Source organism: Hydrogenophaga aromaticivorans, assembly GCF_013387465.1.
Lineage (GTDB): Bacteria > Pseudomonadota > Gammaproteobacteria > Burkholderiales > Burkholderiaceae_C > Hydrogenophaga > Hydrogenophaga aromaticivorans.
On the sequence record NZ_VYGV01000028.1, the window covers coordinates 293,849 to 316,130 of the forward strand.

The 22,282-nt window shown below is 66.8% G+C and carries 20 protein-coding genes; 12 read left to right on the forward strand and 8 right to left on the reverse strand.

The features are described 5' to 3' along the window. The first annotated feature begins 10 nt into the window (after positions 1-10). From F3K02_RS26635 to F3K02_RS26650, 4 genes are all read left to right on the forward strand, one after another. A complete protein-coding gene (locus F3K02_RS26635) occupies positions 11-1,462 on the forward strand; it encodes an aldehyde dehydrogenase (RefSeq protein WP_177139637.1) in 1,452 nt (483 codons plus the stop codon). Between the two features lie 7 nt (positions 1,463-1,469). Beyond that, positions 1,470-2,387 (forward strand): ketopantoate reductase family protein, encoded by a 918-nt coding sequence (locus F3K02_RS26640; protein ID WP_177139639.1) that lies wholly within the window; start codon positions 1,470-1,472, stop codon positions 2,385-2,387. A 70-nt stretch (positions 2,388-2,457) separates the two neighbouring features. Further along, positions 2,458-3,510 carry a TRAP transporter substrate-binding protein gene (locus F3K02_RS26645; RefSeq protein ID WP_246309832.1) on the forward strand — a complete coding sequence of 351 codons (1,053 nt, stop codon included), beginning with the start codon at positions 2,458-2,460 and terminating at the stop codon, positions 3,508-3,510. 20 nt (positions 3,511-3,530) lie between these two features. Continuing rightward, positions 3,531-4,682, forward strand: a complete 1,152-nt coding sequence (locus F3K02_RS26650) for an alpha-hydroxy acid oxidase (protein ID WP_177139641.1) — start codon at positions 3,531-3,533, stop codon at positions 4,680-4,682. Here F3K02_RS26650 and F3K02_RS26655 read toward each other — a convergent pair. The 8 genes from F3K02_RS26655 to F3K02_RS26690 form a co-directional block, all read right to left on the reverse strand. Next, positions 4,642-5,691, reverse strand: coding sequence for a phenylacetaldoxime dehydratase family protein (locus F3K02_RS26655; RefSeq protein WP_177139643.1), 1,050 nt, complete (start codon positions 5,689-5,691; stop codon positions 4,642-4,644). The genes F3K02_RS26650 and F3K02_RS26655 overlap by 41 nt on opposite strands. A 29-nt stretch (positions 5,692-5,720) precedes the next feature. After that, positions 5,721-6,731, reverse strand: coding sequence for a carbon-nitrogen hydrolase family protein (locus F3K02_RS26660; RefSeq protein WP_177139645.1), 1,011 nt, complete (start codon positions 6,729-6,731; stop codon positions 5,721-5,723). Positions 6,732-6,751: 20 nt separating this feature from the next. After that, positions 6,752-7,642, reverse strand: a complete 891-nt coding sequence (locus F3K02_RS26665; protein ID WP_246309834.1) for a SphA family protein — start codon at positions 7,640-7,642, stop codon at positions 6,752-6,754. Positions 7,643-7,712: 70 nt separating this feature from the next. Beyond that, positions 7,713-8,693, reverse strand: a complete 981-nt coding sequence (locus tag F3K02_RS26670; RefSeq protein WP_177139646.1) for a branched-chain amino acid ABC transporter permease — start codon at positions 8,691-8,693, stop codon at positions 7,713-7,715. Positions 8,694-8,706: 13 nt separating this feature from the next. Further along, positions 8,707-9,579 carry a branched-chain amino acid ABC transporter permease gene (locus F3K02_RS26675; protein ID WP_177139649.1) on the reverse strand — a complete coding sequence of 291 codons (873 nt, stop codon included), beginning with the start codon at positions 9,577-9,579 and terminating at the stop codon, positions 8,707-8,709. After that, the gene (locus F3K02_RS26680; protein ID WP_177139651.1) at positions 9,576-10,277 is read right to left on the reverse strand and encodes an ABC transporter ATP-binding protein; all 702 of its coding nucleotides are present in this window, start codon (positions 10,275-10,277) and stop codon (positions 9,576-9,578) included. Before F3K02_RS26680 ends, F3K02_RS26675 begins: the two co-directional genes overlap by 4 nt. Then, positions 10,264-11,019, reverse strand: a complete 756-nt coding sequence (locus tag F3K02_RS26685; protein WP_177139653.1) for an ABC transporter ATP-binding protein — start codon at positions 11,017-11,019, stop codon at positions 10,264-10,266. The genes F3K02_RS26680 and F3K02_RS26685 overlap by 14 nt, the downstream gene beginning before the upstream one ends. Before the next feature lie 50 nt (positions 11,020-11,069). Continuing rightward, the gene (locus tag F3K02_RS26690) at positions 11,070-12,356 is read right to left on the reverse strand and encodes an ABC transporter substrate-binding protein (protein WP_177139655.1); all 1,287 of its coding nucleotides are present in this window, start codon (positions 12,354-12,356) and stop codon (positions 11,070-11,072) included. 319 nt (positions 12,357-12,675) lie between these two features. On the opposite strand from F3K02_RS26690, the gene F3K02_RS26695 reads away from it, so the two are divergent. The 8 genes from F3K02_RS26695 (at position 12,676) to F3K02_RS26730 (ending at position 22,272) form a co-directional block, all read left to right on the forward strand. Next, positions 12,676-13,701 (forward strand): AraC-like ligand-binding domain-containing protein, encoded by a 1,026-nt coding sequence (locus F3K02_RS26695; RefSeq protein WP_246309836.1) that lies wholly within the window; start codon positions 12,676-12,678, stop codon positions 13,699-13,701. Positions 13,702-13,997: 296 nt separating this feature from the next. Continuing rightward, positions 13,998-14,828 (forward strand): helix-turn-helix transcriptional regulator, encoded by an 831-nt coding sequence (locus tag F3K02_RS26700; protein WP_343067178.1) that lies wholly within the window; start codon positions 13,998-14,000, stop codon positions 14,826-14,828. A gap of 9 nt (positions 14,829-14,837) precedes the next feature. Beyond that, positions 14,838-15,584, forward strand: a complete 747-nt coding sequence (locus tag F3K02_RS26705) for a helix-turn-helix transcriptional regulator (RefSeq protein ID WP_218179594.1) — start codon at positions 14,838-14,840, stop codon at positions 15,582-15,584. 135 nt (positions 15,585-15,719) lie between these two features. Further along, a complete protein-coding gene (locus F3K02_RS26710) occupies positions 15,720-18,005 on the forward strand; it encodes a beta-glucosidase family protein (protein WP_177139657.1) in 2,286 nt (761 codons plus the stop codon). A gap of 148 nt (positions 18,006-18,153) precedes the next feature. Then, complete coding sequence (locus F3K02_RS26715) at positions 18,154-19,149, forward strand: porin (protein ID WP_177139659.1); 996 nt, start codon at positions 18,154-18,156, stop codon at positions 19,147-19,149. 26 nt (positions 19,150-19,175) lie between these two features. Further along, positions 19,176-20,453 carry an ABC transporter substrate-binding protein gene (locus F3K02_RS26720; RefSeq protein ID WP_177139662.1) on the forward strand — a complete coding sequence of 426 codons (1,278 nt, stop codon included), beginning with the start codon at positions 19,176-19,178 and terminating at the stop codon, positions 20,451-20,453. 36 nt (positions 20,454-20,489) lie between these two features. Beyond that, positions 20,490-21,425, forward strand: coding sequence for a carbohydrate ABC transporter permease (locus tag F3K02_RS26725; RefSeq protein WP_177139665.1), 936 nt, complete (start codon positions 20,490-20,492; stop codon positions 21,423-21,425). Beyond that, entirely contained in the window at positions 21,418-22,272 is an 855-nt protein-coding gene (locus F3K02_RS26730; RefSeq protein ID WP_177139667.1) for a carbohydrate ABC transporter permease, read from the forward strand. The genes F3K02_RS26725 and F3K02_RS26730 overlap by 8 nt, the downstream gene beginning before the upstream one ends. Positions 22,273-22,282: the final 10 nt, after the last annotated feature.

Consider the following 22,282-nt stretch of genomic DNA (forward strand, 5'->3'; position numbering starts at 1 on the left):
GGAGACAAACATGACCACCATCAACATGCTCATCAACGGCGAAGCCGTGCAGGCGCAAAGCGGCGCGACCTTCACCCGTTCCAACCCGCTGGACGGCCAGGTGGCCACCACGGCGCCTGCCGCCTCCGTGCAGGATGCGGTGGCTGCGGTCGAGGCCGCCTCTGCGGCTTTCCCGGCCTGGGCCGCCACCTCGCCCGGTGAACGCCGCGCCCTGCTGCTCAAGGCCGCCCACGCGCTGGAAGCCAAGGCGGCCGAGTTCACCGCCGCGATGGCCGCCGAGATCGGTGCTTCTGGTCTCTGGGCTGGCTTCAACGTGCACCTGGCCGCCGACATGCTGGTCGAGGCCGCATCGCTGACCACCCAGATCAACGGCCAGGTGATTCCCTCCAACGTGCCCGGCAACCTGGCCATGGCCACCCGGCAGGCCGCTGGCGTGGTGCTCGGCATGGCGCCCTGGAACGCCCCGGTGATCCTGGGCGTGCGTGCGGTGGCTGTGCCGCTGGCCTGCGGCAACACCGTGGTGCTCAAGGGCAGCGAGCTGTGCCCGGCGACCCACGGTCTGATCATCCAGGCGCTGCAGGAAGCCGGCCTGCCCAAGGGTGTCGTCAACTTCGTGACCAACGCGCCGGCCGACGCGGCCGAAGTGGTGGAAGCCATGATCGCCCACCCCGCTGTGCGGCGCGTGAACTTCACCGGCTCGACCCACGTCGGCCGCATCATCGCCACCAAGTGTGCCACCCACCTCAAGGCGTCAGTGCTGGAGCTCGGCGGCAAGGCGCCCCTGCTGGTGCTCGACGACGCCGACCTGGATGCGGCCGTCAACGGTGCCGCCTTCGGCGCCTTCGCCAACTCGGGCCAGATCTGCATGTCCACCGAGCGCATCGTCGTTGACAGCAAGATTGCCGACGCGTTTGTGGGCAAGCTCGCGGCGAAGGCCCAGGCCCTGCCGCTGGGCGACCCACGCCAGGGCCCGGTGGTGCTGGGCTCGGTGGTCGACATGCGCACCGTCCATCGCGTCAACGAACTGATCGACGATGCGGTGGCCAAGGGTGCCAAGCTGGTCTGCGGCGGCAAGGCCGAGAACACGCTGATGCCGGCCACGCTGCTGGACCACGTGACGCGCGAGATGCGCATCTACAGCGAAGAGACCTTCGCGCCGGTCAAGGCCATCGTGCGGGTGGACGGTGAAGAGGCCGCCATTGCCTGCGCCAACGACAACGCCTTCGGTTTGTCTGCCGCGGTCTTCACCGCCGACACCGCGCGCGGCTGGCGCGTGGCCCAGCGCATCGAGTCGGGCATCTGCCATGTGAACGGCCCCACGGTGCACGACGAGGCGCAGATGCCCTTTGGCGGCGTCAAGGCCAGCGGCTGGGGACGCTTCGGTGGCCAGGCCGGCATCGAGGCCTTCACCGACCTGCGCTGGATCACGCTGCAGACCACGCCGCGCCACTACCCGTTCTGAGCGCGCCATGAACGTCACCATCCTGGGGGCAGGGGCCATGGGCTCCCTGTTCGGCGGTCTGCTGGCCGCGCAGGGCCACACCGTGGAACTGCTGGACGTCAACGAACGGCACATCGGCGAAATCCAGCGTGCGGGCCTGACCCTCGATACGGACCAGGGCTCCCAGAACATGCGGGTGAAGGCCTGCCGACCCGAGCAGGGGACAACCCCGCCCGACTGGCTGATCGTCTTCACCAAGACGCTGCACACCGACAGCGCCCTGCGCGCCGCGCAGCACCTGATCGGACCTCATACCTGTGTGCTCAGCCTGCAGAACGGGCTGGGCAATGTCGAGAAGCTGCAGGCCTTCGTGCCTCGCGAGCGGATTGCCATCGGGGTCACCACGGTGCCGGCCGACATGAAGGGCCCCGGTCATGTGCAGTCGCACGGCAATGGCCACAGCCGCTTCATGTCGGCGGACGGGCAGCGCAACCCCGCGCTGGTCCAGCTGGCGGCGGATTTCAACCAGGCCGGCCTGAGTTGCGAGCTGGACGACCAGGTGCTGGCCGCCATCTGGCGCAAGGTGGCCTTCAACGCGGCGCTCAACGGCATCTGCGCGGTCACCGGCAGCACGGTGGGCCAGCTCGGCCAGCACCCGGACACCCGGGCCCTGGTGCACCGGACCTCGCAGGAAGTCATCGACGTGGCGCGGGCCGCGGGTGTTCTGGTGGATGCCGACGGCGTGCACCACGACCTCGACCACGCCATGGAACACCATGTGCACCACAAGCCCTCGATGCTGCAGGACCTGCTGGCCCGGCGGCCGACCGAGGTCGACGCCATCAACGGCCAAGTCCGCGCGCACGGCGAACGGCTCGGTGTTCCCACACCTTGCGTGTCCACCCTGCACACCCTGGTCAAGCAGATGGAGGCGACGGCGTCCTGACGCCGGGTGCCTGTCCGATCCCCCCATTTCAGTCCGATCCCCCCATTTCATTCACTCTGAAGGAGACAACATGAGCACTACGACATTCATGCCCAAGGCCGCACTGGCCGGAATTTTCGCGGCGCTGACCGCCGCGGCGGCACTGCCCGCCGCCGCCCAGCAGGTGACGCTGCGCGTGCACCACTTCCTGCCGCCCACCTCCAGCGCGCACGTCAAGCTCATCCAGCCCTGGTGCGACAAGATCGCCAAGGAATCGGCCGACCGCCTGAAGTGCCAGATCTTCCCGTCCATGCAACTGGGCGGTGCCCCGGGCCAGCTGTACGACCAGGTCAAGGACGGAGTGGTGGACGTCGTCTGGACCGTGCCCACCTATGCGGCGGGCCGTTTCACCAAGTCCGAAGTGTTCGAGCTGCCCTGGATGGCCAGCTCCGCCAAGGCCGGCAGTCAGGCGCTGTGGACCTATGTCGACAAGAACGCCCAAGACGAGTTCAAGGGCGTGCATCGACTCTTCATGCACGTGCACGATGGCGCGCTGTTCCACTTCAAGGACAAGAAGCCCCAGACCCTGGAAGACTTCAAGGGTCTGAAGATCCGGGCGGCGACGCGCTCGAACGCCCGCATGATTTCTGCGCTGGGGGCGACACCGGTGGCCATGCCGCTGCCTGCGGTGCCCGAGGCCCTGTCCAAGAGCGTGGTCGATGGGGCTGCCGTGCCCTGGGAAGGTACCCCCGCAATCCGTCTGGCCGAACTGGCCAAGTACCATCTGGACGTGCCGGACGGTGTGCCGCGCATCTCGAACACCATCTTCCTGTTCGGCATGAACGAGCAGAAGTACAACGCGCTGCCCGCCGACCTGAAAAAGGTGATCGACAACAACACCGGCCTGGCCACTTCCGCATGGGCCGGTGAGGTGGGGTTCGACGCCGTGGTCGAGACCTACAAGAAGGCGGCCAAGGACGCTGGCGGCACCCTGGTGAACCTGAGCCCCGCGGAGTACCAGCGCTGGGTCAAGGCGACAGACTCCGTGGATGATGACTGGTTGAAGGAGGCCGCCGCCAAGGGCGCCGACGGCAAGAAGCTGCTGGAAGAGGCGCGTGCGCTGGTCAAGCAGTTCAGCAAGTGAACACCCGGCGCGCTGCTGACATGTTGAACGTGAATGACTGGAGAGCGGCGGCGCGCCGGACCCTTCCGCGCTTTGTCTACGAGTATGTGGACGGCGCGGCCGAAGACGAGCGGTGTCTTGCGCGCAACCGCAGCGCGCTGGACGCCGTCTCGCTGACGCCGCGCATCTTGCGAGACACCCGCCGTATCGACCCCGCGGTTTCCCTGTTTGATCAGACCTGGGCCCAGCCCTTTGCCATCGCCCCCACGGGTCTGAACGGTTTGATCCGACCGGGCGGTGACCTCATGGGTGCGGCCGCGGCACAAACCATGGGCGTGCCATTTGTCCTGTCGACGGCATCGAACGAACGACTGGAAGCGGTGCGCGAGGCAGCGCCTCAAGCGCAGTTGTGGCTGCAGCTGTATGTGATGGAGGACCGCAGCGTCGCCGAGCAGTTGCTGCGGCGTGCCAAGGCCGCGAAGTTCTCGGCGCTGGTGCTGACCGTGGACGTCCCTGTGAGCGGCTCGCGCGAGAAAGACATCCGCAATGGTTTCAAGGTGCCATTCAAACCGTCTCTTCCACTGGCAATGGACCTGATGCGCCATCCTGCCTGGTCACTGCGCCAGGCCATGGGTGGTGGTCCGAAATTCGTCAACCTGGTGGAAGACACCAAGGCCAGGATGTCTGCCCAGGCCCAGGCCGCGCTGTTGGCCCGCGCCATGGACCGTGGTCTGGACTGGGCCTCGTTGTCCTGGTTGAGACGGCACTGGGATGGCCCCTTGTTGGTCAAGGGCGTTCTTCACCCCGTGGACGCGCGGCGTGCGCAGCAAGAAGGTGTCGATGCACTGATTGTTTCCAATCACGGGGCACGGCAGCTGGACGTTGCGCCCACATCCATTGATCAGTTGCCACGTGTGGTGGATGCCGTTCGTGGGGCCATTCCCGTGTTGATGGACAGTGGCATCCGTCGCGGTTCGGATGTGGCACGGGCTCTGGCCCAGGGGGCACATGCCGTGTTGATCGGACGGCCCGTGTTGTATGGACTGGCGGTCAAAGGACAGGCCGGCATTGAGCGCGTCCTGACAACGCTGGCCAGCGAATTGGAGCGCACGATGATCTTGCTGGGTGAGACCGACATCGCCGCGTTGCGTGTCAGTCGATCGCCAGCAGACCCGTGCCAGGGTGGCAGTTGAGGTACTCGAAATGCGCATCACCGGCCTGCAGCACGCACACCTCGTGGTACAGGCGCAGGCTGGGCGGTGCGGCGATGGCCTGGAGCATGCCCATGAAGGCACCGAAGATCTTCAGGTGTGTGGGGTGCTTCTCGGCCCAGGCTTCCATGTGCGCCAGGCTCTGCCACCAGCTCAGTCCGTAGCTGCGGTCGGTGGGTGCAAAGTTGTCGTCGAGCACGCGCAGGTAGCGGTTGCTCAGGCAGCCGGCCCCCAGGCCCTCTGACGAGGCCAGGAACGCCATGCCCTCGCGCAGCACAGGCTCGACATCACCCAGGTAGCGCTCGCGCTCCGCACCGGCGGTGTGTTCCCAGTTCTGGCCGCTGCGGATCAGCGCGATGTTGTGCTGGCCTTCGATGAACACCCGCTCGCCAGGTCTGGCTTGGGCTGGGCGAGCTGGATGGGAGCCGGCCAGTGCATCCGTCTGCGTTGCCGGCAGACGATCGCGCACGCCGCCCCAGTAGGCGTGCTCCAGGATCTCGCCGCTCACCGCCTCGGCCAGGCGGGCCACGGCCTCCTGCCCGTCGGGCGATGACATCAGGGTCTCGAAGCGCTCCACCCCGGGGCAGGCCACTTCACGAAACCATCCCGTGTTGCCGTTCAGGCGTTCATCGCTTTGCCAGAAGGCCTGTACCGCCGGGTGCAGCTGCCAGCGCTGGTGGCTCGCCCGGTCGGACCAGTAGGCCGTCCACACCAGCGTGTCCCAACCCTCGGGGTCGCGGTACTGTGCCAGGTCGGAGAAGCGGGGCGCGTCGGCGCCGTGCACGGCCTTGCGCAAAGTCTGCAGCCCGGCCACCGCCGACGCGCGGTCGGCCGGGTCGTGGTACTGCACGCCGTGGTACGCCATGACGGCGTGCGTCTGGCCGGGTGCATAGCGGGCGGTGTACGCGGGCACGGGTGGCGTGTAGCCGGCCGGCAGGCGCGGGGACTGGCTGCGCGGGCAGCGCAGGTGCGGTGCGATAGCAGATTCCATGAGGGCTCCTGTGGGAGGACGGATCGCCCTCAGTTGGCGGGCAGGTTCTCTTGAGCATCGACCGCGTCGACGGGCAAGGAGAAGTGCTCCACGGGCGAGCCCTTCTTGCGGTTGAGCAGCAGGCGGTGCACGTCGGGGCGGGCATAGTGCCCCACCGGGTCCATGGCGTTCTTGGCCACGCCGATCATGCCGAGGTCGATTTTCGCGATCAGCAGGCCTTCGGCGTCTTCCGGCAGCTTCTCCGCCAGGGGCGAGCCATCGGGACCGTAGATGACCGCGTGCCCACCACCCACATGGGTCAGGGCGTGCTTGTCGGGGGTGTCGCACAGCTCGTCCACCATCGCCTTGGAAATGATGGCGCAGGGCGCCAGCACGAAGCAGCCGCCCTCCACGGCGTACACCTTGCTGACGGCGTTGTTGACCTCCCAGCCCAGGGCGTGGGCAAAGGGCTCGTAGGTCGAAAAGCTCGGCCAGGCCGCGATGTGCACCTGTTCGTGCTGCGAGTACATGGCGTACTTGTTCAACGACAGGATGTTCTCCCAGCAGGACAGTTCGCCCACGCGGCCCAGTGGTGTGTCATGCACTTTCAGGTCGCTGCCGTCACCGTCGCCGAAGACGGTGCGCTCGGAGTGCGTGGGGCGCAGCTTGCGCCGCTGCGAAATCGTTTCGCCGTCGGGTCCGATCAGCCACTGCGCGATGTAGAGGCTGCCGCCGGAACGCTCCGACAAGCCCAGCGATGCCGTGATGCCCGCTGCTTTGACGGCCTGGCGCAGCTTCTCGGCCTGGGGGCTGTCGTAGGACAGCGAGTTGTCGAAGTACCGCTGCACAAACCCCCGGCCGATGGCCCAGGCGGGCGCGCCCATCCAGATGTGCCACGGGTAGCCGGGAATGAAGGTCTCGGGGAAGGCGATCAGCTTGCAGCCTTTTTCGGCGGCCTCGTTGATGAGCTGGATGCATTTGTCGACGGTGCCGTCAAGGTCCAGCCAGACGGGGGCGGCCTGGACAACAGCGACTTTGTACTTGGGGTGAGTAATGCCCATGGTGTGCTCCTGTTGGCGGGTTAGAAAGGAATGGATGTCTTGAGCCAGAACGCAGTGCCCTGGGTGGAATTGCGCACAGCCATGTCGCGCTGCAGCTTGGCGGTGAAGAACCAGCCTTTGCCGTTGTCGTACTTCAGGGACGGGCCCAGTGCGAAGGCTCGTGTCTTGCTGTTGGCCACATCGGCGCCGCCGGACTGGTCGTTGGCGAGCTGTTGCCAGGCGTGTCCGCCAACGCCGACCGTCCAGCCGTTGCCCAACCTCCAGCCGACGGAATAGTCGGCGAACAGCTCGTTGCCGCTGCGGTAGTCGGTGTCCTTGTTGCGGCGGTTGAGGTTGAGGGTGAGCTTGAGGTCGGCGTTCAGTCCGTTCGGGTCGATGCGGCTGACGGCGAACAGCGGCTGGACCGAGAGGTAGTTGAGGCCGATGTTGGCCAGGTTGCTCTGGTCGTAGTCACCGGTGGGCAAGGAAACGTCCAGGCCGACCACGGTGTGCAGCTGGGGCGAATGGTGAAAAGCGACGCCTGTTCCCACCGTGATGTCGCCCAGACCGCTCTTGCTCTGGCTGTTGCCGGCCGCACTGACCTTCAGGTTCACCAGGGGTGCGATCGAATGAAACACCAGGTTGCCGCCCATGACTTCGGTCTTGGTGGACCAGACGCCACGAAGCACGGCCGCCGTGGCACGCACCTTGAAGCCAGGGATGCCGGCGTTATCGCCTTGTCCGTCGATGAACTTGTCGGCGGCGTAGTGGTTGCCGTAGCCCAGCAGATACACGCCAGGAGGCGGTACGGCGCCCACCCGGAAGTTTTCCACCCCTCTTGGGTAGGTGGAGCCACCACCTTCGGTGGCGTGTGCAAGGCATGCGGCGGTGGCCAGCAGGGCAAACGCGGCGGAACGGGTCATCGGTTTCATGCGGAAAATGCTCCAGTCGAGTTGAAGGAACAGACCGGTGGTGTGGTCTGGGGTACGGGAAACAGCACGGTCAAGGCATCCAGCGACGCGTGCGCAGCGGGTCGAGGGAGGGCCAGCGTCGCAGCACCAGCCCCCAGGTGCCTTGGGGGGACAGGACCATCGTGGCGATGGCAATGAGACCGAGTGCCACGAAGTACCAGACGCCGTGGTCGGCGCCGAGCTCGCGCAGCAGGAAGTAGATGGCCGTGCCGATGACGGGGCCTTCGATGCGACCGATGCCGCCGAGCACGGAGATGAAGATCGCCATGGCGGTCCAGCCCAGGCCGAAACTGGCGTCCGGGCTCACCTGCAGCGTGTTCATGTAGGCCACGGCGCCGGCCAGGCCGGTGAGGGCGGCGCACATCAGCCACAGCGCCAGCTTGGTGCGCCGCACCGGCACCCCGCTGGCGCGCGCGGCGTCCTCGCTGTCGCGGATGCTGGCCAGCGCCAGGCCGAGCGGGCTCTTGAGCAGACCCCTGGCCCAGAACAGGGCCAGCGCCGCCACCGCCAGCGCGGCCCAGTAGGTGCCCAGGTTGCGCTCGGCACGGTTGAAGTCGCCCAGGTTGCTCAGCGGCATGCCGCCGCCCGCGCCCAGTGTGTCTGAGTTGAGCACCAGGATGCGCATCAGCTCGGCCAGCACCCAGGTGCCCACCGCGAAGTGGGCGCCGCTGAGGCGGAACATGGGCAGGGCCACGACGGCTGCGAACAGGGCGGTCACGGCCATGGCCAGCGGCAGCGTGGCCCAGGGGTTCCAGCCCAGGGTGTTGGAGAGGAAGAACAGTGCGTAGGCGCCCACGCCCACGAACACATGCAGGCCCACCACCACCATGCCGCCAAAACCGGCGAGCAGGTTCCAGGCCATGGCGATGGCGAACACGGTGAACACCTCCACCAGCAGGCGCTGGGTGCCAAAACCGGTGAACCAGGGCAGGGTGGCCAGCAGGGCCAGACCGGCCAGGGTCAGCGCCAGACCGCGCCAGGAAGACAGCAGAGAGTGAATGGCTGCGCGCATGGGGATGTCCTTGTCAGTGCTTGCGGGTCATGGGGCTGAACAGACCCTGCGGGCGCACGAGCAGGACCACGAAGAAGGTGAGGTGCCCGAAGAAGGCGCCCAGGCCGGGGTTGATCTGGGACCCGAGCACCTGGGCCAGTCCGATCAGCAGGCCACCGAAGAAGCTGCCCCACAGGCTGCCCAGTCCGCCCAGCACCACGGCCTCGAAGGCGAACAGCAGGCGTTCCGGACCGGCCATGGGCGCGAACGGGGTGCGCATGCCGTAGAGCACCGCGGCCAGTCCGGTGACCACCATCACGAAGCCCGCCATCAGCGCAAAGAAGCGCTTGTCGTCCACGCCCACCAGCCGCGCGGTGGGTGCGTCGTCGGACACGGCGCGCGCCTGGCGGCCCCAGTGGGTATGGGCCACCAGCAGGTGGGTGCCGGCGTACATCAGCACACTGACGGCGGCGATCAGCAGCGGGAACACGCCCACCGACACGCCGCCCAGATTCAGCCCCTGCAGGGTCAGGTCGCGGGACGGCAGGCTGCGCGTGTCGGCGCTGAACACCTCCTGCAGCAGGTTCTGGATCACCACCGACAGACCGAAGGTCACCAGCAGCGGGGACAGCTCGTGCGCGCCCACCACGCGGTTGAGCAGCGTGGTCTGCAGCAGCCAGCCGATGCAGAACATGGCGGGCAGCACCAGCGCCAGACTGGCCAGGGCGGACCAGCCGGTGGTGGACATCACCACCATGGCCAGGTAGGCACCGAGCACGATCAGATCGCCGTGGGCCAGGTTGATCATCTTCATCACGCCCAGGCTCAGGCTCAGCCCCAGCGCGAACATGGCGTAGAGCGAGCCCAGCAGGATGCCGTTGAGCAGGACTTCCATCAGGGTGTTCATGTCGTCTCGACTCCGAAATACGCAGCGGCCACGTCGTGGTGGTTGGCCTGCAGGGATTCACCTTCCAGCACCACGCGCCCCTTTTGCAGGCAGACGTAGCGGTCGGAAGCGTTGAGGGCTCGGCGGACGTTCTGTTCCACCAGCACCAGCGCCATGCCGGATTGGCTGGCCTGGCGCAGCAGGCGGTAGACCTCTTCCACGGCCAGCGGGGACAGGCCCAGCGACACCTCGTCGCACAGCAGGTAGCGGGGGTTGCACAGCAGCGCACGGGCAATCGCCACCAGCTGCTGCTGGCCGCCGGACATGGCGGTGGCCGGCCGCGCCAGCAGGTCGCGCAGCACCGGCATCTCGTCCAGCACGCGTTCGGGTGTCCAGGCTCCGGGCCGGCCGTTGCGCTGCGCCAGCGCCAGGTGTTCGCGCACCGTGAGGCTGGGAAACAGCCGCCGTCCCTCTGGCACCAGGGCGATGCCCTGGCGCAGGCGGTCCAGCTCGTGTCCCACGCTGATGTCCTGGCCGTCGAGGCAGATGCTGTCCGGGCGGGCGCTCAGCGCACCGGCCAGGGTGCGCAGCAGCGTGGTCTTGCCGGCGCCGTTGGAGCCGATCAGGGCCAGTGTCTGGCCCGGCTCCACCCGCAGGCTCACACCGAACAGCGCCTGGAACAGGCCGTAGTGCGCATCGAGTTGTTCAACCTGCAACATGTTCCACCTCCGCTTCCATTTCCAGCTCGGAGCCCAGGTAGGTTTCGCGCACCAGCCGGCTGGCAATCACCTCGGCGGGCGGGCCGTCGGCCAGCAGCGAGCCGTCGGTCAGCACCACCAGGCGGAGGGCCACCTTCACCAGCGCGTGGACGAGGTGCTCGATCCACAGCACGGTCACACCCTGGGCGTGGATCTCGCTGACCAGTTCGAGCAGTTCGTGCACCTCGGCATCGGTCAGGCCGCCGCCCACTTCGTCGAGCAGCAGCAGTCGGGGCGAAGTGGCCAGGGCCCGAGCGACTTCCAGCCGCTTGCGCTGCAGCAGCGTCAGGCTTCCGGCCGTCTGGTTGCCTTGTGCCGACAGGCCGCAGCGGCGCAGGGCATCGCAGGCAGCTTCAGCAGCCGGTTCAGAGTCCAGGCCGGCGCCGTAGGTCGCGGCCACCAGCGCGTTCTCGTAGACGCTCAGTCCGGCAAAGGGCTGTGGAATCTGGAAGGTGCGGCCGATGCCTGCGCGGCAGCGCTCGTCGGCGCTCAGCGCGGTGATGTCGTGCCCCTGCAGCTGGATGGTCCCGCTGTCGCAGCGCAGGTGGCCGGCGATGAGGCCGAATGCGGTCGTCTTGCCGGCGCCGTTGGGACCGATGACGCCGACGAACTCGCCATCGGCGACCGTCAGGTCCAAGCCACGGATCACGGGTGTCCGGCCATAGGCCTTGTGCACACCGCTCAGTGTGAGAAGGGAGGTCATGTGCCCTCCGGAAGCGGGACCGTTCCCGTGCGCCGCGCGCTGCATGGCCTTCAAGCCCCCAGCAGCACGAACTTGCGCTGCACCGGGATCTCGGGCGCGGTGCCGTTGTGCGTGACGACGATGTCGAGCTTGCCCTTCTCGTCGACGATCCATTGCCCGCCGACGACACGCATCTTCGACACGTTCTTGATGCCGCTGCCCGCGAAGTCCAGGCGACCGATCACCGTGTCCTGCTTCAGGCTGCGGATGGCATCGGCCACCTTCTGCGGATTCTTCGGGTCACCGCTGGCCTTGAGCGCCGCGATGCCGGCTTCCACCAGGGCATGCATCACGCCGATGGGCTGGGTCCACTCTTTCTGTGTCGCGGCGGTGTAGGCATCGGCCAACTGGCGCGCGGTCTGACCGGTCAGGCTGCTCTTGAACGGGTAGGCCGGCGACCACCAGATCTCGGTGGACATGCCATGCGCGCTCTTGCCCAGCGCTTGCACGCCGCCCGGGAAGAGCAGGGCCTTGGCGATGGTCATCACCTTGGGTTTGAAGCCCATCTGAGCGCTCTGCTTGACGAAGCTCGCCCATTCGGGCGGAGCGAACAGGCCGGTGACGATCTCGGCACCTTCTTTCTTGAACGCCTGGATCTGCGCCGAGAAGTCGTTGCTGCCGGGCGCAAACTTGCCGATGTCCGCGATCTTGTAGCCGGCCTTGGCGAACATCGCCGGCATGCCCATCTTCAGGTCGCCCATGGCGTTGCCTGGCAGCGTGTTCTCGAAGGCCGAGCCGATCACCTTGGGCAGCTTGAGTTCCTTCCAGATGTCCAGGTACACGTTGGCGATGTCGTCGATGCCCCAGAAGAAGTGGAATACGTTCTTGAAGCCCTTGGCCGGGTCGCCCTTCATGGGGAACATCCAGGCCTGCCACGGGCTCATGGTGGTGATGCAGGGCACGCCGTTGATCTCGCACTGCTGGGCAATGCCTGGGCCGATGGTGGCCTGACCCAGCATCAGGTCCACCGCGTCCTTGTTGATCAGCTCGGCGGCCAGGTTGGACTGGCGGTCGGGGTTGCTCTGGTCATCCTTGGCGATGAACTCGACGCGGTACTTCTTGCCGCCGATGTTCAGGCCGCCGGCCAGTGCCTTGGCCGCGTTGTCCAGGATGAAGCTGTCGGCTTCGGCGAAGGGCGCGAACGGGCCGGTGCGGTGCGTCAGGTAGCCGATCTTGATCACGTCGGCGGCGGCGAACGCGTGGGGCGCGGCGACGCTGGCGGCTGCGAGCGCGGTGCCTTGGACCAGGAACTGACGGCGGGTGCTGTGACCGGTGGAGGTGGACTGCTCGTCTTGCATGGGGTGCCTCGTGGAGGTGGGTTGGAAGGAGTGAGTTGGAACGAGGCTTGAGCGTAGGTGTGACGACAGCTTTGGGCTTGCACGAGTGCTGCGCAGCGCTTGGTTCAATCCGACTGGCGCCCCGGTGCTGTGGCACTTGAGGACGCCACTTGTCCGGATCCGTCCTGGTTATTGCCTGGGTGCTGCCGTGCTTGTGATGGATCAGATGCCTGGTGGCCCTGCTGAGGGTTGAACCCGATGCTGCTCAACAGGCCGAAGGCGTAACGTGCCCGTCAGGTGTGGGTCTTGCTAACCAGGTCCGCACGCAAAGGAACACACCATGGAAAACCTGGCTCCATCTACGCAAAGCCATCCGACGGGACATGTCTGCACGCTGCGCAATCGCATGGCCACGGGCGAAGTGCCCGAGAACCAGCGGTTCGAGTACTGGCTGGACATGATCTGCTCCATCTATGTGCAGCTGGAGTGCGACCAGCCCCAGGAAAGTGCGCTGTTCGGCGAGATCGAGTTCTCCCGGATCGGCGGTCTGGATCTGACCGAGCTGCGCGCCAATGTGCCACGGGTGCGGCGCACGCCGCTGCATGTGTCGCGTTCGGGCGAGGACTATTGCCTGGTGCAGTTGCAGCAGGCCGGCAAAGGCGTGGTGTGTCAGGACGGGCGGATCGCCGTGGTCAGCCCGGGCGACTTTGTGCTCTACGACTGCACCCGGCCTTACGAACTGATGTTCGACGACGAGGAGCACCACGTCATGGTGTTGAGGCTGCCACGCTCGCACCTGGAGCAGCATGTGACGGGGCTGGAGGAACTCACCGCAACCACGGTGTCGGGTGACGGCGCCGCCGGGCACCTCCTGCTCTCCATGGTGAGCACCTTGCGCAAACAGGCCGACCGCCTGCACCCCGCGTCTGCGCAAGGTGTGTCAGATGCCATCACCCAGATGATCGCGGCGGGCCTGCGCAGCCTGCCGCAGGCCAACTCGCGTCGTCCATCGAGCCTGCACGCCTACCACCTCACCCGCATCAAGGCCTACGTCAAGGAGCGGCTGCGCGACCCCGGGCTGTCCGTCGCGAGCGTGGCCCAGGCGGCCGGTCTGTCGCCCGATCACTTGGCGCGCCTGTTCCGGGGCGAGCCCTTGCCCCTGTCGCGGCTGATCTGGCAGTGGCGGCTGGAAGCCTGCCACCGCGACCTCGTCGACCCGCGGCTGGCCAGCCGCAGCGTCAGCGACATCGCGTTTTCCTGGGGCTTCAACGAAGCCGCCCATTTCAGTCGCTCCTTCAAGGAGCAGTACGGCCTCACCCCACGCGAGTGGCGGCAGCAGGCCGTGACGGTTCAGAACCCGGCCTGAGGGCGTCCGGCTTTCCTTGTCCAGCGACCATCGGTCGTCGCCTCAGTGTGCGCTGCTGTGTCTGTGGTAGCCCGCACACGGGGCGTCATCAGTATTAGGTTTATGGATATGACTTAGTCGTTCTATCCTATTGTCAGATGACGTTGCCCCGTCGAGACTGGCGCACCTTTCACGGAGCCGACCATGCCCAGTCCCGACAACCGCCCATCGCAGCCGCTCGAATTTCCTTGTGCCGCGCTGCACGCCGTGGACACGGCTTGCAGCGGCCCGTTCCGGCCGTGTGCCAGGGGTCGACAGTGAGCGAGGCCACGGTGCATCGCTGCCTGGCGCCGGTGAGCGAGTCGGTCCGCTGGACCCCTGACCAGCTGTCAGCGGCGCATTCTCTGCCGCTGGGCCGTGTGCTCGAACTCCTCGCCGCCACGGAGGAACACCAGGCGGTCGAGCGCATGCTGGGTTTGCTGTGCTCCACGATCGATGCCGGCCCGTCCCTGGCCATCGAATACGTGCTGCACGGCGGTGTGCTGAAAGTACGGCAGGTCGTCGCGCCAGCGTTTGGCCGCCTGTCGGCGGGCGAGATCGGGCAAGGGGTGACCGACTCCATCACCGATCCTGCGCATGGATACCTGGTGGCGCTGGCCAGAGGGGTCTCTGACGATGCCATTTTCGGTCTTCGCAGCGCCGTCGAACCGCCGGCCCGCTGGCTGGGCCACTTCCCCCGCGGGAGCGGCTTGTGCGAGCGAATCAGTGTGCTGTACACACTCGCGCAGAACACGGCGTGGGCCATGCACTTTTTCTCCTCCACGCCGGAAGACGGGTTTTTTTCGGACGCCCTCCGGGCTCTGCTGCCTTGCGGGCTGCTGGTGCGCGAGGCGCACCGGATCGTCAGCCCCGCCGAATTGGGCGCCGGGGAACGTGTGGACTCGGCGGAGGTGCGTCTCAGTGTTCGTGCCGCATCGTTGTCCGGGCGTGAACGTCAGATCTGCGCTCGCATCGCCGATGGCCAGAGAGCGACATTCATTGCCGCCGAGCTGGGCATCGCCGCCTCGACGGTCGCCACACTGCGCAAGCGGGCCTATGCCAAGCTGGGCATCCATGACCGGCTGGACCTGCGCCACCTGGCGGCCTGAAGCACGGTGATGACGAGTTCCTGGCAACTGGGCACGGTGCCGCTGGACATCGAGGTGCCCACAGGCGCCACACTGCGCCTGCTGGCCACGCTGCGCCGGCGCCAGCTGGCGGTCGGGCTGTTCGACTGGCTGTCCGGCCGGGCCATGCTGCGCCGGCTGGCCATCATGGAGCACCGCCCGGGCATCTCCCGGCTGATCGATCGCGCGGGCGTTGCTGAGGATGTGGCACCCGGCGGCACCCGGGGCTGGCCCCTGGGGTGCGAGGGCTCGCGGTGGTCCGTGATCGACCGCCCTCTGGTGCAGTGGCTTCACGGCCGTGGCGCGGCCGACTGTCGTGTGGCCATCGCCCACGACGGTGACGAGGCCTGCCTCCTGGTGGCCGGCGAAGCCTCGGCGGTGTATGCCATTCATGCGTCGCGGGCGCCGGGCCTGGGGGGCTTCCCGGACGACGAGCTCCGGCGCTGGGCCAAGGCGGCCATGTTGCTCAGGCAGGTGATCTGCCAGCACCCCTACACGCGGCCTTCGGCGACGGTGTCCGAACGTGTGCAGCGCGCCGAGACGCTCCTGCGGGCGCGGGCAACGAGGCTGTCCGGTCGCGAGCAGCAGGTGGCTGCGCGCATTGCCTGCGGCATCACCAACGACGGCATCGCTGCCGATCTGGGCATCTCGCCAGCGACGGTGCTCACGCTGCGCCGGCGGGCCTACGCCAAGCTGGGCATCAGGAACTGCATCGAGCTGTCCTGGCTCGCCGACTGAACGCGCACCGCGCCTTCGTCTCTCCCTGTGCTAACCCGGAGGGACATCCTCTCGCGCGGGCGGCCTCTACAGTGCCACGGCCCGCATGGGCACGGCCCATGCACCCACCCAACGACATCATATGAAGGAGTCCGAATGGATTCAGGATCGGAACCCTCAGGCGCGGTGCGCCCTTCCACCGAGGCCGCAGACAGCGGTCTGTCTCTGCGCCAGAAGGCGTCGCTGACCACCGGGGCCAACTACTGGCTCACGCAGGCGGCGCCGTCCATCGGCCTGCCCGCCATGCGGCTGTCCGACGGCCCTCACGGCCTGCGCCTGCAGGACGATGCGAATCCCGACCACCTCGGCATCGGTGCGAGCATTCCGGCCACCTGCTTTCCGCCGGCCGTCACCCTGGCCTCGTCCTGGGACCCTGAGCTGATCGAGCGGGTGGGGGCAGCGCTGGCGCGCGAGGCGCGGGCAAGGGGCGTGCAGGTGATTCTCGGACCTGGCCTGAACATCAAGCGCACACCCCTGTGCGGGCGCAACTTCGAGTACTTCTCCGAGGACCCCTTGCTCAGCGGGCTCTGTGCCGTGGCACAGGTCCGTGGCATCCAGAGCCAGGGTGTGGGCGCCTGCGTGAAGCACTTCGCCGCCAACAACCAGGAGGTCGACCGCCACCGGATCAGCGCCGATGTGGACGAGCGTCCCTTGTGGGAGATCTACCTGCGCGGATTCCAGATGGTCGTGAAGCAGGCCTCGCCCTGGATGGTGATGACCTCCTACAACCGCCTCAACGGTGTCTACACCGACGAGAGCCACTGGCTGCTCAGCGACGTGCTCAAGGGCGAATGGGGCTACGACGGTGTGGTGGTGTCCGACTGGGGGGCGGTCTACAACCCGGTGGCAGCCGTGCGGGCCGGGCTGGACCTGCGCATGCCGGGGGTGCCCGAGGTCGACACGGTCCACCAGGCCGCTTTGCAGGGAGACATTCCCGAGGCGCGCCTGGACGATGTCGTCCATCGCCTTCAACGCCTGGCCGGGCGGGTTGCCTTTGACGACGGCGACGAGGTGGACATGGCCGCACAACATGCCCTGGCTCGACACGCGGCGGCGACCTCGGCGGTGCTGCTCAAGAACGAGCACGAGGCCCTGCCGCTGCAACCTTCAGACACTGGGACGCTGGCCGTCATCGGCGAGCTCGCCCGTTCGCCGCGCTACCAGGGCGCGGGCAGCTCGCGCGTCAATGCCCATCGGCTGGTCCATGCGCTGGATGCGTTGCGCGAGCGCCTGGGTGCATCCACCGACGTGGCCTTTGCTCCCGGCTATCGCCTGGATTCGAATGAACCGCAGGCGGACCTCGTGGCGGAGGCTCTCCAGCTCGCAGGCCGGGCCGGCACGGTGCTGCTCTTTCTGGGCCTGCCCGATGCCGCAGAGGCGGAAGGCCGCGACCGGCGACACATCGACCTGCCGCACAACCAGATCCATCTGATCGAGGCCCTGGCCGGTGTGGCACCGAACCTCGTCGTCGCGTTGAGCCATGGCGCCGTGGTGACGACGGCACCGTGGCGCCACCACGCGAACGCCATTGTCGAGTTCTGGCTGACGGGCCAGGCGCACGGCGACGCGGTGGCCGATGTGCTGCTGGGCGATGTCAATCCTTCCGGCCGGCTGGCCGAGACCATACCGTGCCGTCTGCAGGACACCCCGGCCTATCTGGACTACCCCGGCGAGAACGGCCACGTCCGCTATGGCGAGGGCCTGTATGTCGGCTACCGCCACTACGACGCGCGGGACATGGCGGTGGACTTCCCGTTTGGCCACGGCCTGTCGTACACACGGTTCGACTACGCGGATCTGGGCGTTCAACCCCATCCTGCGGGCCACGAACTGGCGCTCACCGTGCAGGTGTCGGTCACGAACACCGGCGCGCGCAGGGGCGGCGAGGTCGTGCAGGTCTACATCCAGGACCGCTCGGGTCTGGCGGTGTGTCCGCCCCAGGAATTGCGCGGTTTTGCCAAGGTGGATCTGGCCCCGGGACAGACTACCCGGGTCGAGATCGACATCCCGCATGAGCGCATGTGCTACCGCCTGCCAGGCCTGGGCTGGAGGTTCCACGGGGGTGAGGTCGAGGTGCGTGTGGGGGCGTCGTCGCGCGACATCCGGCTGACACAGACCGTCGAACTGGAGCGCACGCCGGTCGAGCGACCGCTCACCGGCTGGTCCACGATGGAAGAGTGGGTGGCCCACCCGGTGCTCGGGCTCCGGCTGCAGGCGCTGTTCGAGCAGCGCGGCGGCGCGCGCGGACGGGCCGGGCAACTGCTGAGCGATCCGGTGGGGCGCCAGTCGATCCTGGCCGTCCCCTTGCTGGGACTGGCCCAGTTCCCCGGCTTCCCGCTCGACGAACGCGACGTGCAGTCGCTGCTCGGCGGCGAGGCCTGATCCGCCCGCTGGTCCCATATAGGCACTTCCCCGTGCTAATCGAAGGGGACATGCATGAGGTGCCCACCAACCAAGAATTGCCTCCGCGCCAACGCACTGCTCAAGAGCACTGGCGCTGCCCACAACCGAACCGATGAGGGACCACCCTGTGAAAAAAACGATACTCCTGACTGCAATACTCGGTGCCGCTACGCTTGCGCACGCCGACATCACCCACGAAATCAACCCGACCTCCAGCGTGAGCCTGGGCGTGTGGCTGGACCTTGGTCTGCAGCGCGTGGGCACGCCCGATGGCAGCGACTGGAAGATGACGTCGTCGGGCCCACCGCTGAACCGCGTCATGTTCAAGGGTCAGAAGAACTTCTCGCCGGACCTGGAGGCCTTTGCCTACCTGGAGCACCGGTTCCGTCCCAACACAGGCGACAACGCCCCGGGTGCCAACGCGTCTGCACCGGGCGACGTGCAGCTCTACCGCCACTCTTGGCTGGGTCTTCGAGGCGCCAGCTGGGGCGAATTGCGGGTAGGTCGGATGCTCAACGCCCTGCAGGAATTCAACGGCGGCTACGAGCCCTGGAAGGGCGGTACCACGGTGGCCAACGTGCACACCGGCGGCATCAACAGCGGGGTCCGCCAGAACAACACCCTCTACTACAAGACCCCCGAACTGGGCGGTCTGAGGGGGCACCTCTCCGTCAGCGACAGCGAGGGCAACACCAACAACGCCACGATCGCCGATCCGACGACGCCACGCGCCCTGGGCGTGCAGTACAAAGCCGGCGCGGTCTCGGTGGCCGCCGCCATCGACCGCGGCATCCAGCAGCAGGAGACCCGGGGCCTGTACGGCAGCTACAACTTCGGCGTGGCGACGCTGATGGCGCAGTGGGAGCGCGGCGACAGCGGCGTGGGCACGGCGAGCATCACCCGCCGTTCCATCGGCGCGGTCATCCCGGCCGGCAAGTTCACCTACATGCTCGGCTACCTCAACCAGGCCGACGAGAAGAAGAACCGGTTCGGCGCTGGACTCGAGTACTGGGCCGACAGCCAGCTCGGCTTCTACACCAACGTCGGCCTGAACCGCGGCGATGGCTGGACACCGGCGCAACGCAAGGCGCAGTTCGACATCGGCTTCCGCGTCAAGTTCTGAACAAAACACAACCAAGGAGACACCGCATGCGACTCTCTCACCTTCTCTCCAGCTTGCTGGTCAGCGCCGTCACCACCCTCGCCACAACGGGGGTGCATGCCGCGGACGTGACCGTCCGGTTGCTGCACATCGACCAGAACCCCGCTGTCAATGCCTTCTACAACGACGTTGCCCGGCGCTTCGAAGCCTCCCGTCCAGGGGTGAAGGTGGAGATCCAGTCGCTGGAGAACGAATCCTTCAAGAAGAAGGTGACCACGCTGCTGCAGTCACCCGACAAGCCCAACATCCTGTACAGCTGGGGCGGTGGCGTGCTGCGCGAGCAGGTCAAGGCCGGCGTGCTGCAGGACCTGAGCGCGCCCATGAACGCGCAGTGGAAGGACCGCTTCCTGCCCGCGGCCGTGCAGGCCTACGACGTGGACGGCAAGCTCTACGGCGTGCCGCTGCGCATGTCGGTGGTGGGTTTCTTCTACAACAAGGACCTGTTCGCCAAGGCCGGGGTGGACGGTAACGCCATCAAGACCTGGGACGACCTGCTCGCCGGTGTGAAGAAGCTGCAGGCCGCCGGCATCACGCCGCTGGTGGTAGGTGGTGGCGACAAGTGGCCCCTGTCGCTGTACTGGTCGCACCTGGCCATGCGCACCGGCGGCAGGCCGGCGCTGGACTCGGCCATGCGGGGGGAGGGCAAGGGCTTCGCGTCCGAACCCTTCGTGCGCAGCGGGGATCTGTTCAAGCAGCTGGTGGATCTCAAGCCCTTTCAGCCCGGCTTCCTGGCGGCCAACAACGCACAGGCCTCGGGCCAGTTCGGCGACGGCAAGGCGGCGATGATCCTCACACTCAACGTGGTGCTCAACGTCATGAAGGACAACGCGGCCGACAAGCAGGGCCTGCCCGACGACAAGATCGGCTGGCTGCCGTTCCCGACGGTGGCGGGCGGCAAGGGCAACCCGGGCGACGTGATGGGCAACCTCAACGGCTGGATCGTCACCAAGGACTCGCCCAAGGAGACGGTGGAATTCCTGCGCTTCTTCTCAGAAGCAGACAACCAGCGCGTGGCCGCCGAGAAGGGCCTCTACATCCCGCCGGTGACCGAAAGCATGAAGGCCATCAGCCGTCCGCTGTTGCAGCAGACGCTGCAGAGCGTGAAGCAGTCGCAACTGGTGCAGGTCAACTTCGACCAGGCCCTGGGCCCCCTGGCCGGTGCCGTGGTCAACGACATGGCCTCGAACATCGCTGCGGGCAGGACCTCGCCGGCGGACGCCGCCAACGCGATTCAGCAGGCATGGCGTCGCGCCGCGTCGAACTGACGCAAGCACATTGATGGAGCAAGGCTTGTGAGCGACATGACCACATCCGCGGGCAGCGCAGCGGCGGCCAGCACACTTTCCCGGTCGGCGCCGCGACGCCGATCGGCCCGCGACAGCGGCAACGGCGCCGTCGCGTGGCTGTTCCTGCCGCCCGCCCTGTTGCTGTTCACGATCTTCGTGGTCGTGCCCATGGGCGAGGCGGTCTGGTACAGCGTCTTCAAGTGGAACGGCTTCGGCTCGCCCTCCCAGTTTGTGGGTCTGCTGAACTTCGAACTGCTGTTTGAGGACCCGGTGTTCCGCCTGTCGCTGTTCAACAACGTGCTGGTCATCCTGGCCACCTTGCTGATCCAGTTGCCGTTGGCCCTCGGGCTGGCGGTGCTGCTGGTAGACCGCGTGCCGCTGACCACCACATTTCGCCTCATCTTCTTCCTGCCCTACATCCTGGCGGAAGTGGCGACGGGCTTGATCTGGCGCTTCGTCTACGACGGCGACTACGGCCTGTTCGCCAAACTGTGGGAGATGTTCGGTGCTGTCGGTCCGCACGTGCTGGCGGAGCCCGACATGGCCATCTACGCGGTGCTGGCGGTCTCGGTGTGGAAGTACTTCGGCTTCTACATGATCCTGTACATCGCCGGCCTGCAGCAGATCGACCGCAGCCTCTACGAGGCGGCGCGCATCGACGGCGCCTCGCGCTGGCAGGTGTTCAGTCGCATCACGCTGCCGCTGCTGGGCTCGACGGTTCGGCTGACCATCTTCTTTGCCATCCTGTCGTCAATCCAGAAGTTCGACCTGATCATGGCGCTGACCGGTGGCGGTCCCAACGACAGCACCCAGACCATGGTGAGCTTCCTCTACAGCTACGGGCTCACGCGGATGGACATCGGCTTCGGCAGCGCGGTGGGCGTCGTGCTCTTCGTGATGTGCGTCGCTTTCGCTTTTGGCTACAAACGGACGGTGATGCGCCATGACTGATCTTCACGCTTCTGAATCGGCCGGCTCCGGCCGCATGCCGCCCATCCTGCGCTACACACCGCTGCTCCTGGTGGCGCTGGTCGTGCTGGTGCCGATGCTCGTCACCGTGCTCGGCGGTTTCAAGTCGCTGGGCGAGCTGCGCGTGAACCCCTTCGGCCTGCCCTCGGACTGGGAATGGAAGAACTACTGGGACATCCTGTCCGGGGGGCGCTACTGGCAACTGATGGGCAACTCGCTCATCATCGCTTTGCTGACTGTTGTGCTCACGCTGATCGTGTCGGCCATGGCGGCCTACGTGTTCGTGCAGGTGCGCTTCTTCGGATCGGACTTCCTGCTGAACTACATCCTGCTGGGCCTGATGTTCCCTGCGGCGACGGCCATCCTGCCGCTGTTCATCAAGATCCGGGACCTCGGCATGCTCGACACCTACTGGGGCGTGGTACTGCCGCAGGTCGCGTTCGGACTGGCCACCAGCATCCTGCTGTTCCGCAACTACTTCAAGCAGTTGCCGGGCGAACTGTTCGAGGCGGCCCTGATCGACGGCTGCGGCTATTTCCGCTTCTTCTGGCACATCATCTTGCCCCTGTCCAAGCCGATCCTGGCGACGGTGGGTGTGATCGTCTTCGTGGCCAGCTGGAACGCCTACCTGCTGCCGCTGGTGGTGTTCAACCGCGACACGCTCTACACCTGGCCGCTGGGCATCATGGCTTACCAGGGCGAGTACTCCACCGACTGGAACCTGGTGCTGTCGTTCATTGCGTTGACGATCCTGCCGGCGGTGATCATCTTTTTCTCGGCCCAGAAGCACATCGTGGCCGGTCTGACATCAGGCTCGGTCAAGGGCTGAGGCCACGGAA

Coding starts and splice junctions, on each gene's coding strand:
- F3K02_RS26705 (WP_218179594.1), top strand. CDS start 14,838: ATGACGAGTTCCTGGCAACTGGGCACGGTGCCGCTGGACATCGAGGTG.
- F3K02_RS26690 (WP_177139655.1), bottom strand. CDS start 12,356: ATGCAAGACGAGCAGTCCACCTCCACCGGTCACAGCACCCGCCGTCAG.
- F3K02_RS26675 (WP_177139649.1), bottom strand. CDS start 9,579: ATGAACACCCTGATGGAAGTCCTGCTCAACGGCATCCTGCTGGGCTCG.
- F3K02_RS26655 (WP_177139643.1), bottom strand. CDS start 5,691: ATGGAATCTGCTATCGCACCGCACCTGCGCTGCCCGCGCAGCCAGTCC.
- F3K02_RS26685 (WP_177139653.1), bottom strand. CDS start 11,019: ATGACCTCCCTTCTCACACTGAGCGGTGTGCACAAGGCCTATGGCCGG.
- F3K02_RS26680 (WP_177139651.1), bottom strand. CDS start 10,277: ATGTTGCAGGTTGAACAACTCGATGCGCACTACGGCCTGTTCCAGGCG.
- F3K02_RS26695 (WP_246309836.1), top strand. CDS start 12,676: ATGGAAAACCTGGCTCCATCTACGCAAAGCCATCCGACGGGACATGTC.
- F3K02_RS26665 (WP_246309834.1), bottom strand. CDS start 7,642: ATGAAACCGATGACCCGTTCCGCCGCGTTTGCCCTGCTGGCCACCGCC.
- F3K02_RS26650 (WP_177139641.1), top strand. CDS start 3,531: ATGTTGAACGTGAATGACTGGAGAGCGGCGGCGCGCCGGACCCTTCCG.
- F3K02_RS26660 (WP_177139645.1), bottom strand. CDS start 6,731: ATGGGCATTACTCACCCCAAGTACAAAGTCGCTGTTGTCCAGGCCGCC.
- F3K02_RS26710 (WP_177139657.1), top strand. CDS start 15,720: ATGGATTCAGGATCGGAACCCTCAGGCGCGGTGCGCCCTTCCACCGAG.
- F3K02_RS26730 (WP_177139667.1), top strand. CDS start 21,418: ATGACTGATCTTCACGCTTCTGAATCGGCCGGCTCCGGCCGCATGCCG.
- F3K02_RS26670 (WP_177139646.1), bottom strand. CDS start 8,693: ATGCGCGCAGCCATTCACTCTCTGCTGTCTTCCTGGCGCGGTCTGGCG.
- F3K02_RS26645 (WP_246309832.1), top strand. CDS start 2,458: ATGAGCACTACGACATTCATGCCCAAGGCCGCACTGGCCGGAATTTTC.
- F3K02_RS26725 (WP_177139665.1), top strand. CDS start 20,490: ATGACCACATCCGCGGGCAGCGCAGCGGCGGCCAGCACACTTTCCCGG.
- F3K02_RS26640 (WP_177139639.1), top strand. CDS start 1,470: ATGAACGTCACCATCCTGGGGGCAGGGGCCATGGGCTCCCTGTTCGGC.
- F3K02_RS26720 (WP_177139662.1), top strand. CDS start 19,176: ATGCGACTCTCTCACCTTCTCTCCAGCTTGCTGGTCAGCGCCGTCACC.
- F3K02_RS26635 (WP_177139637.1), top strand. CDS start 11: ATGACCACCATCAACATGCTCATCAACGGCGAAGCCGTGCAGGCGCAA.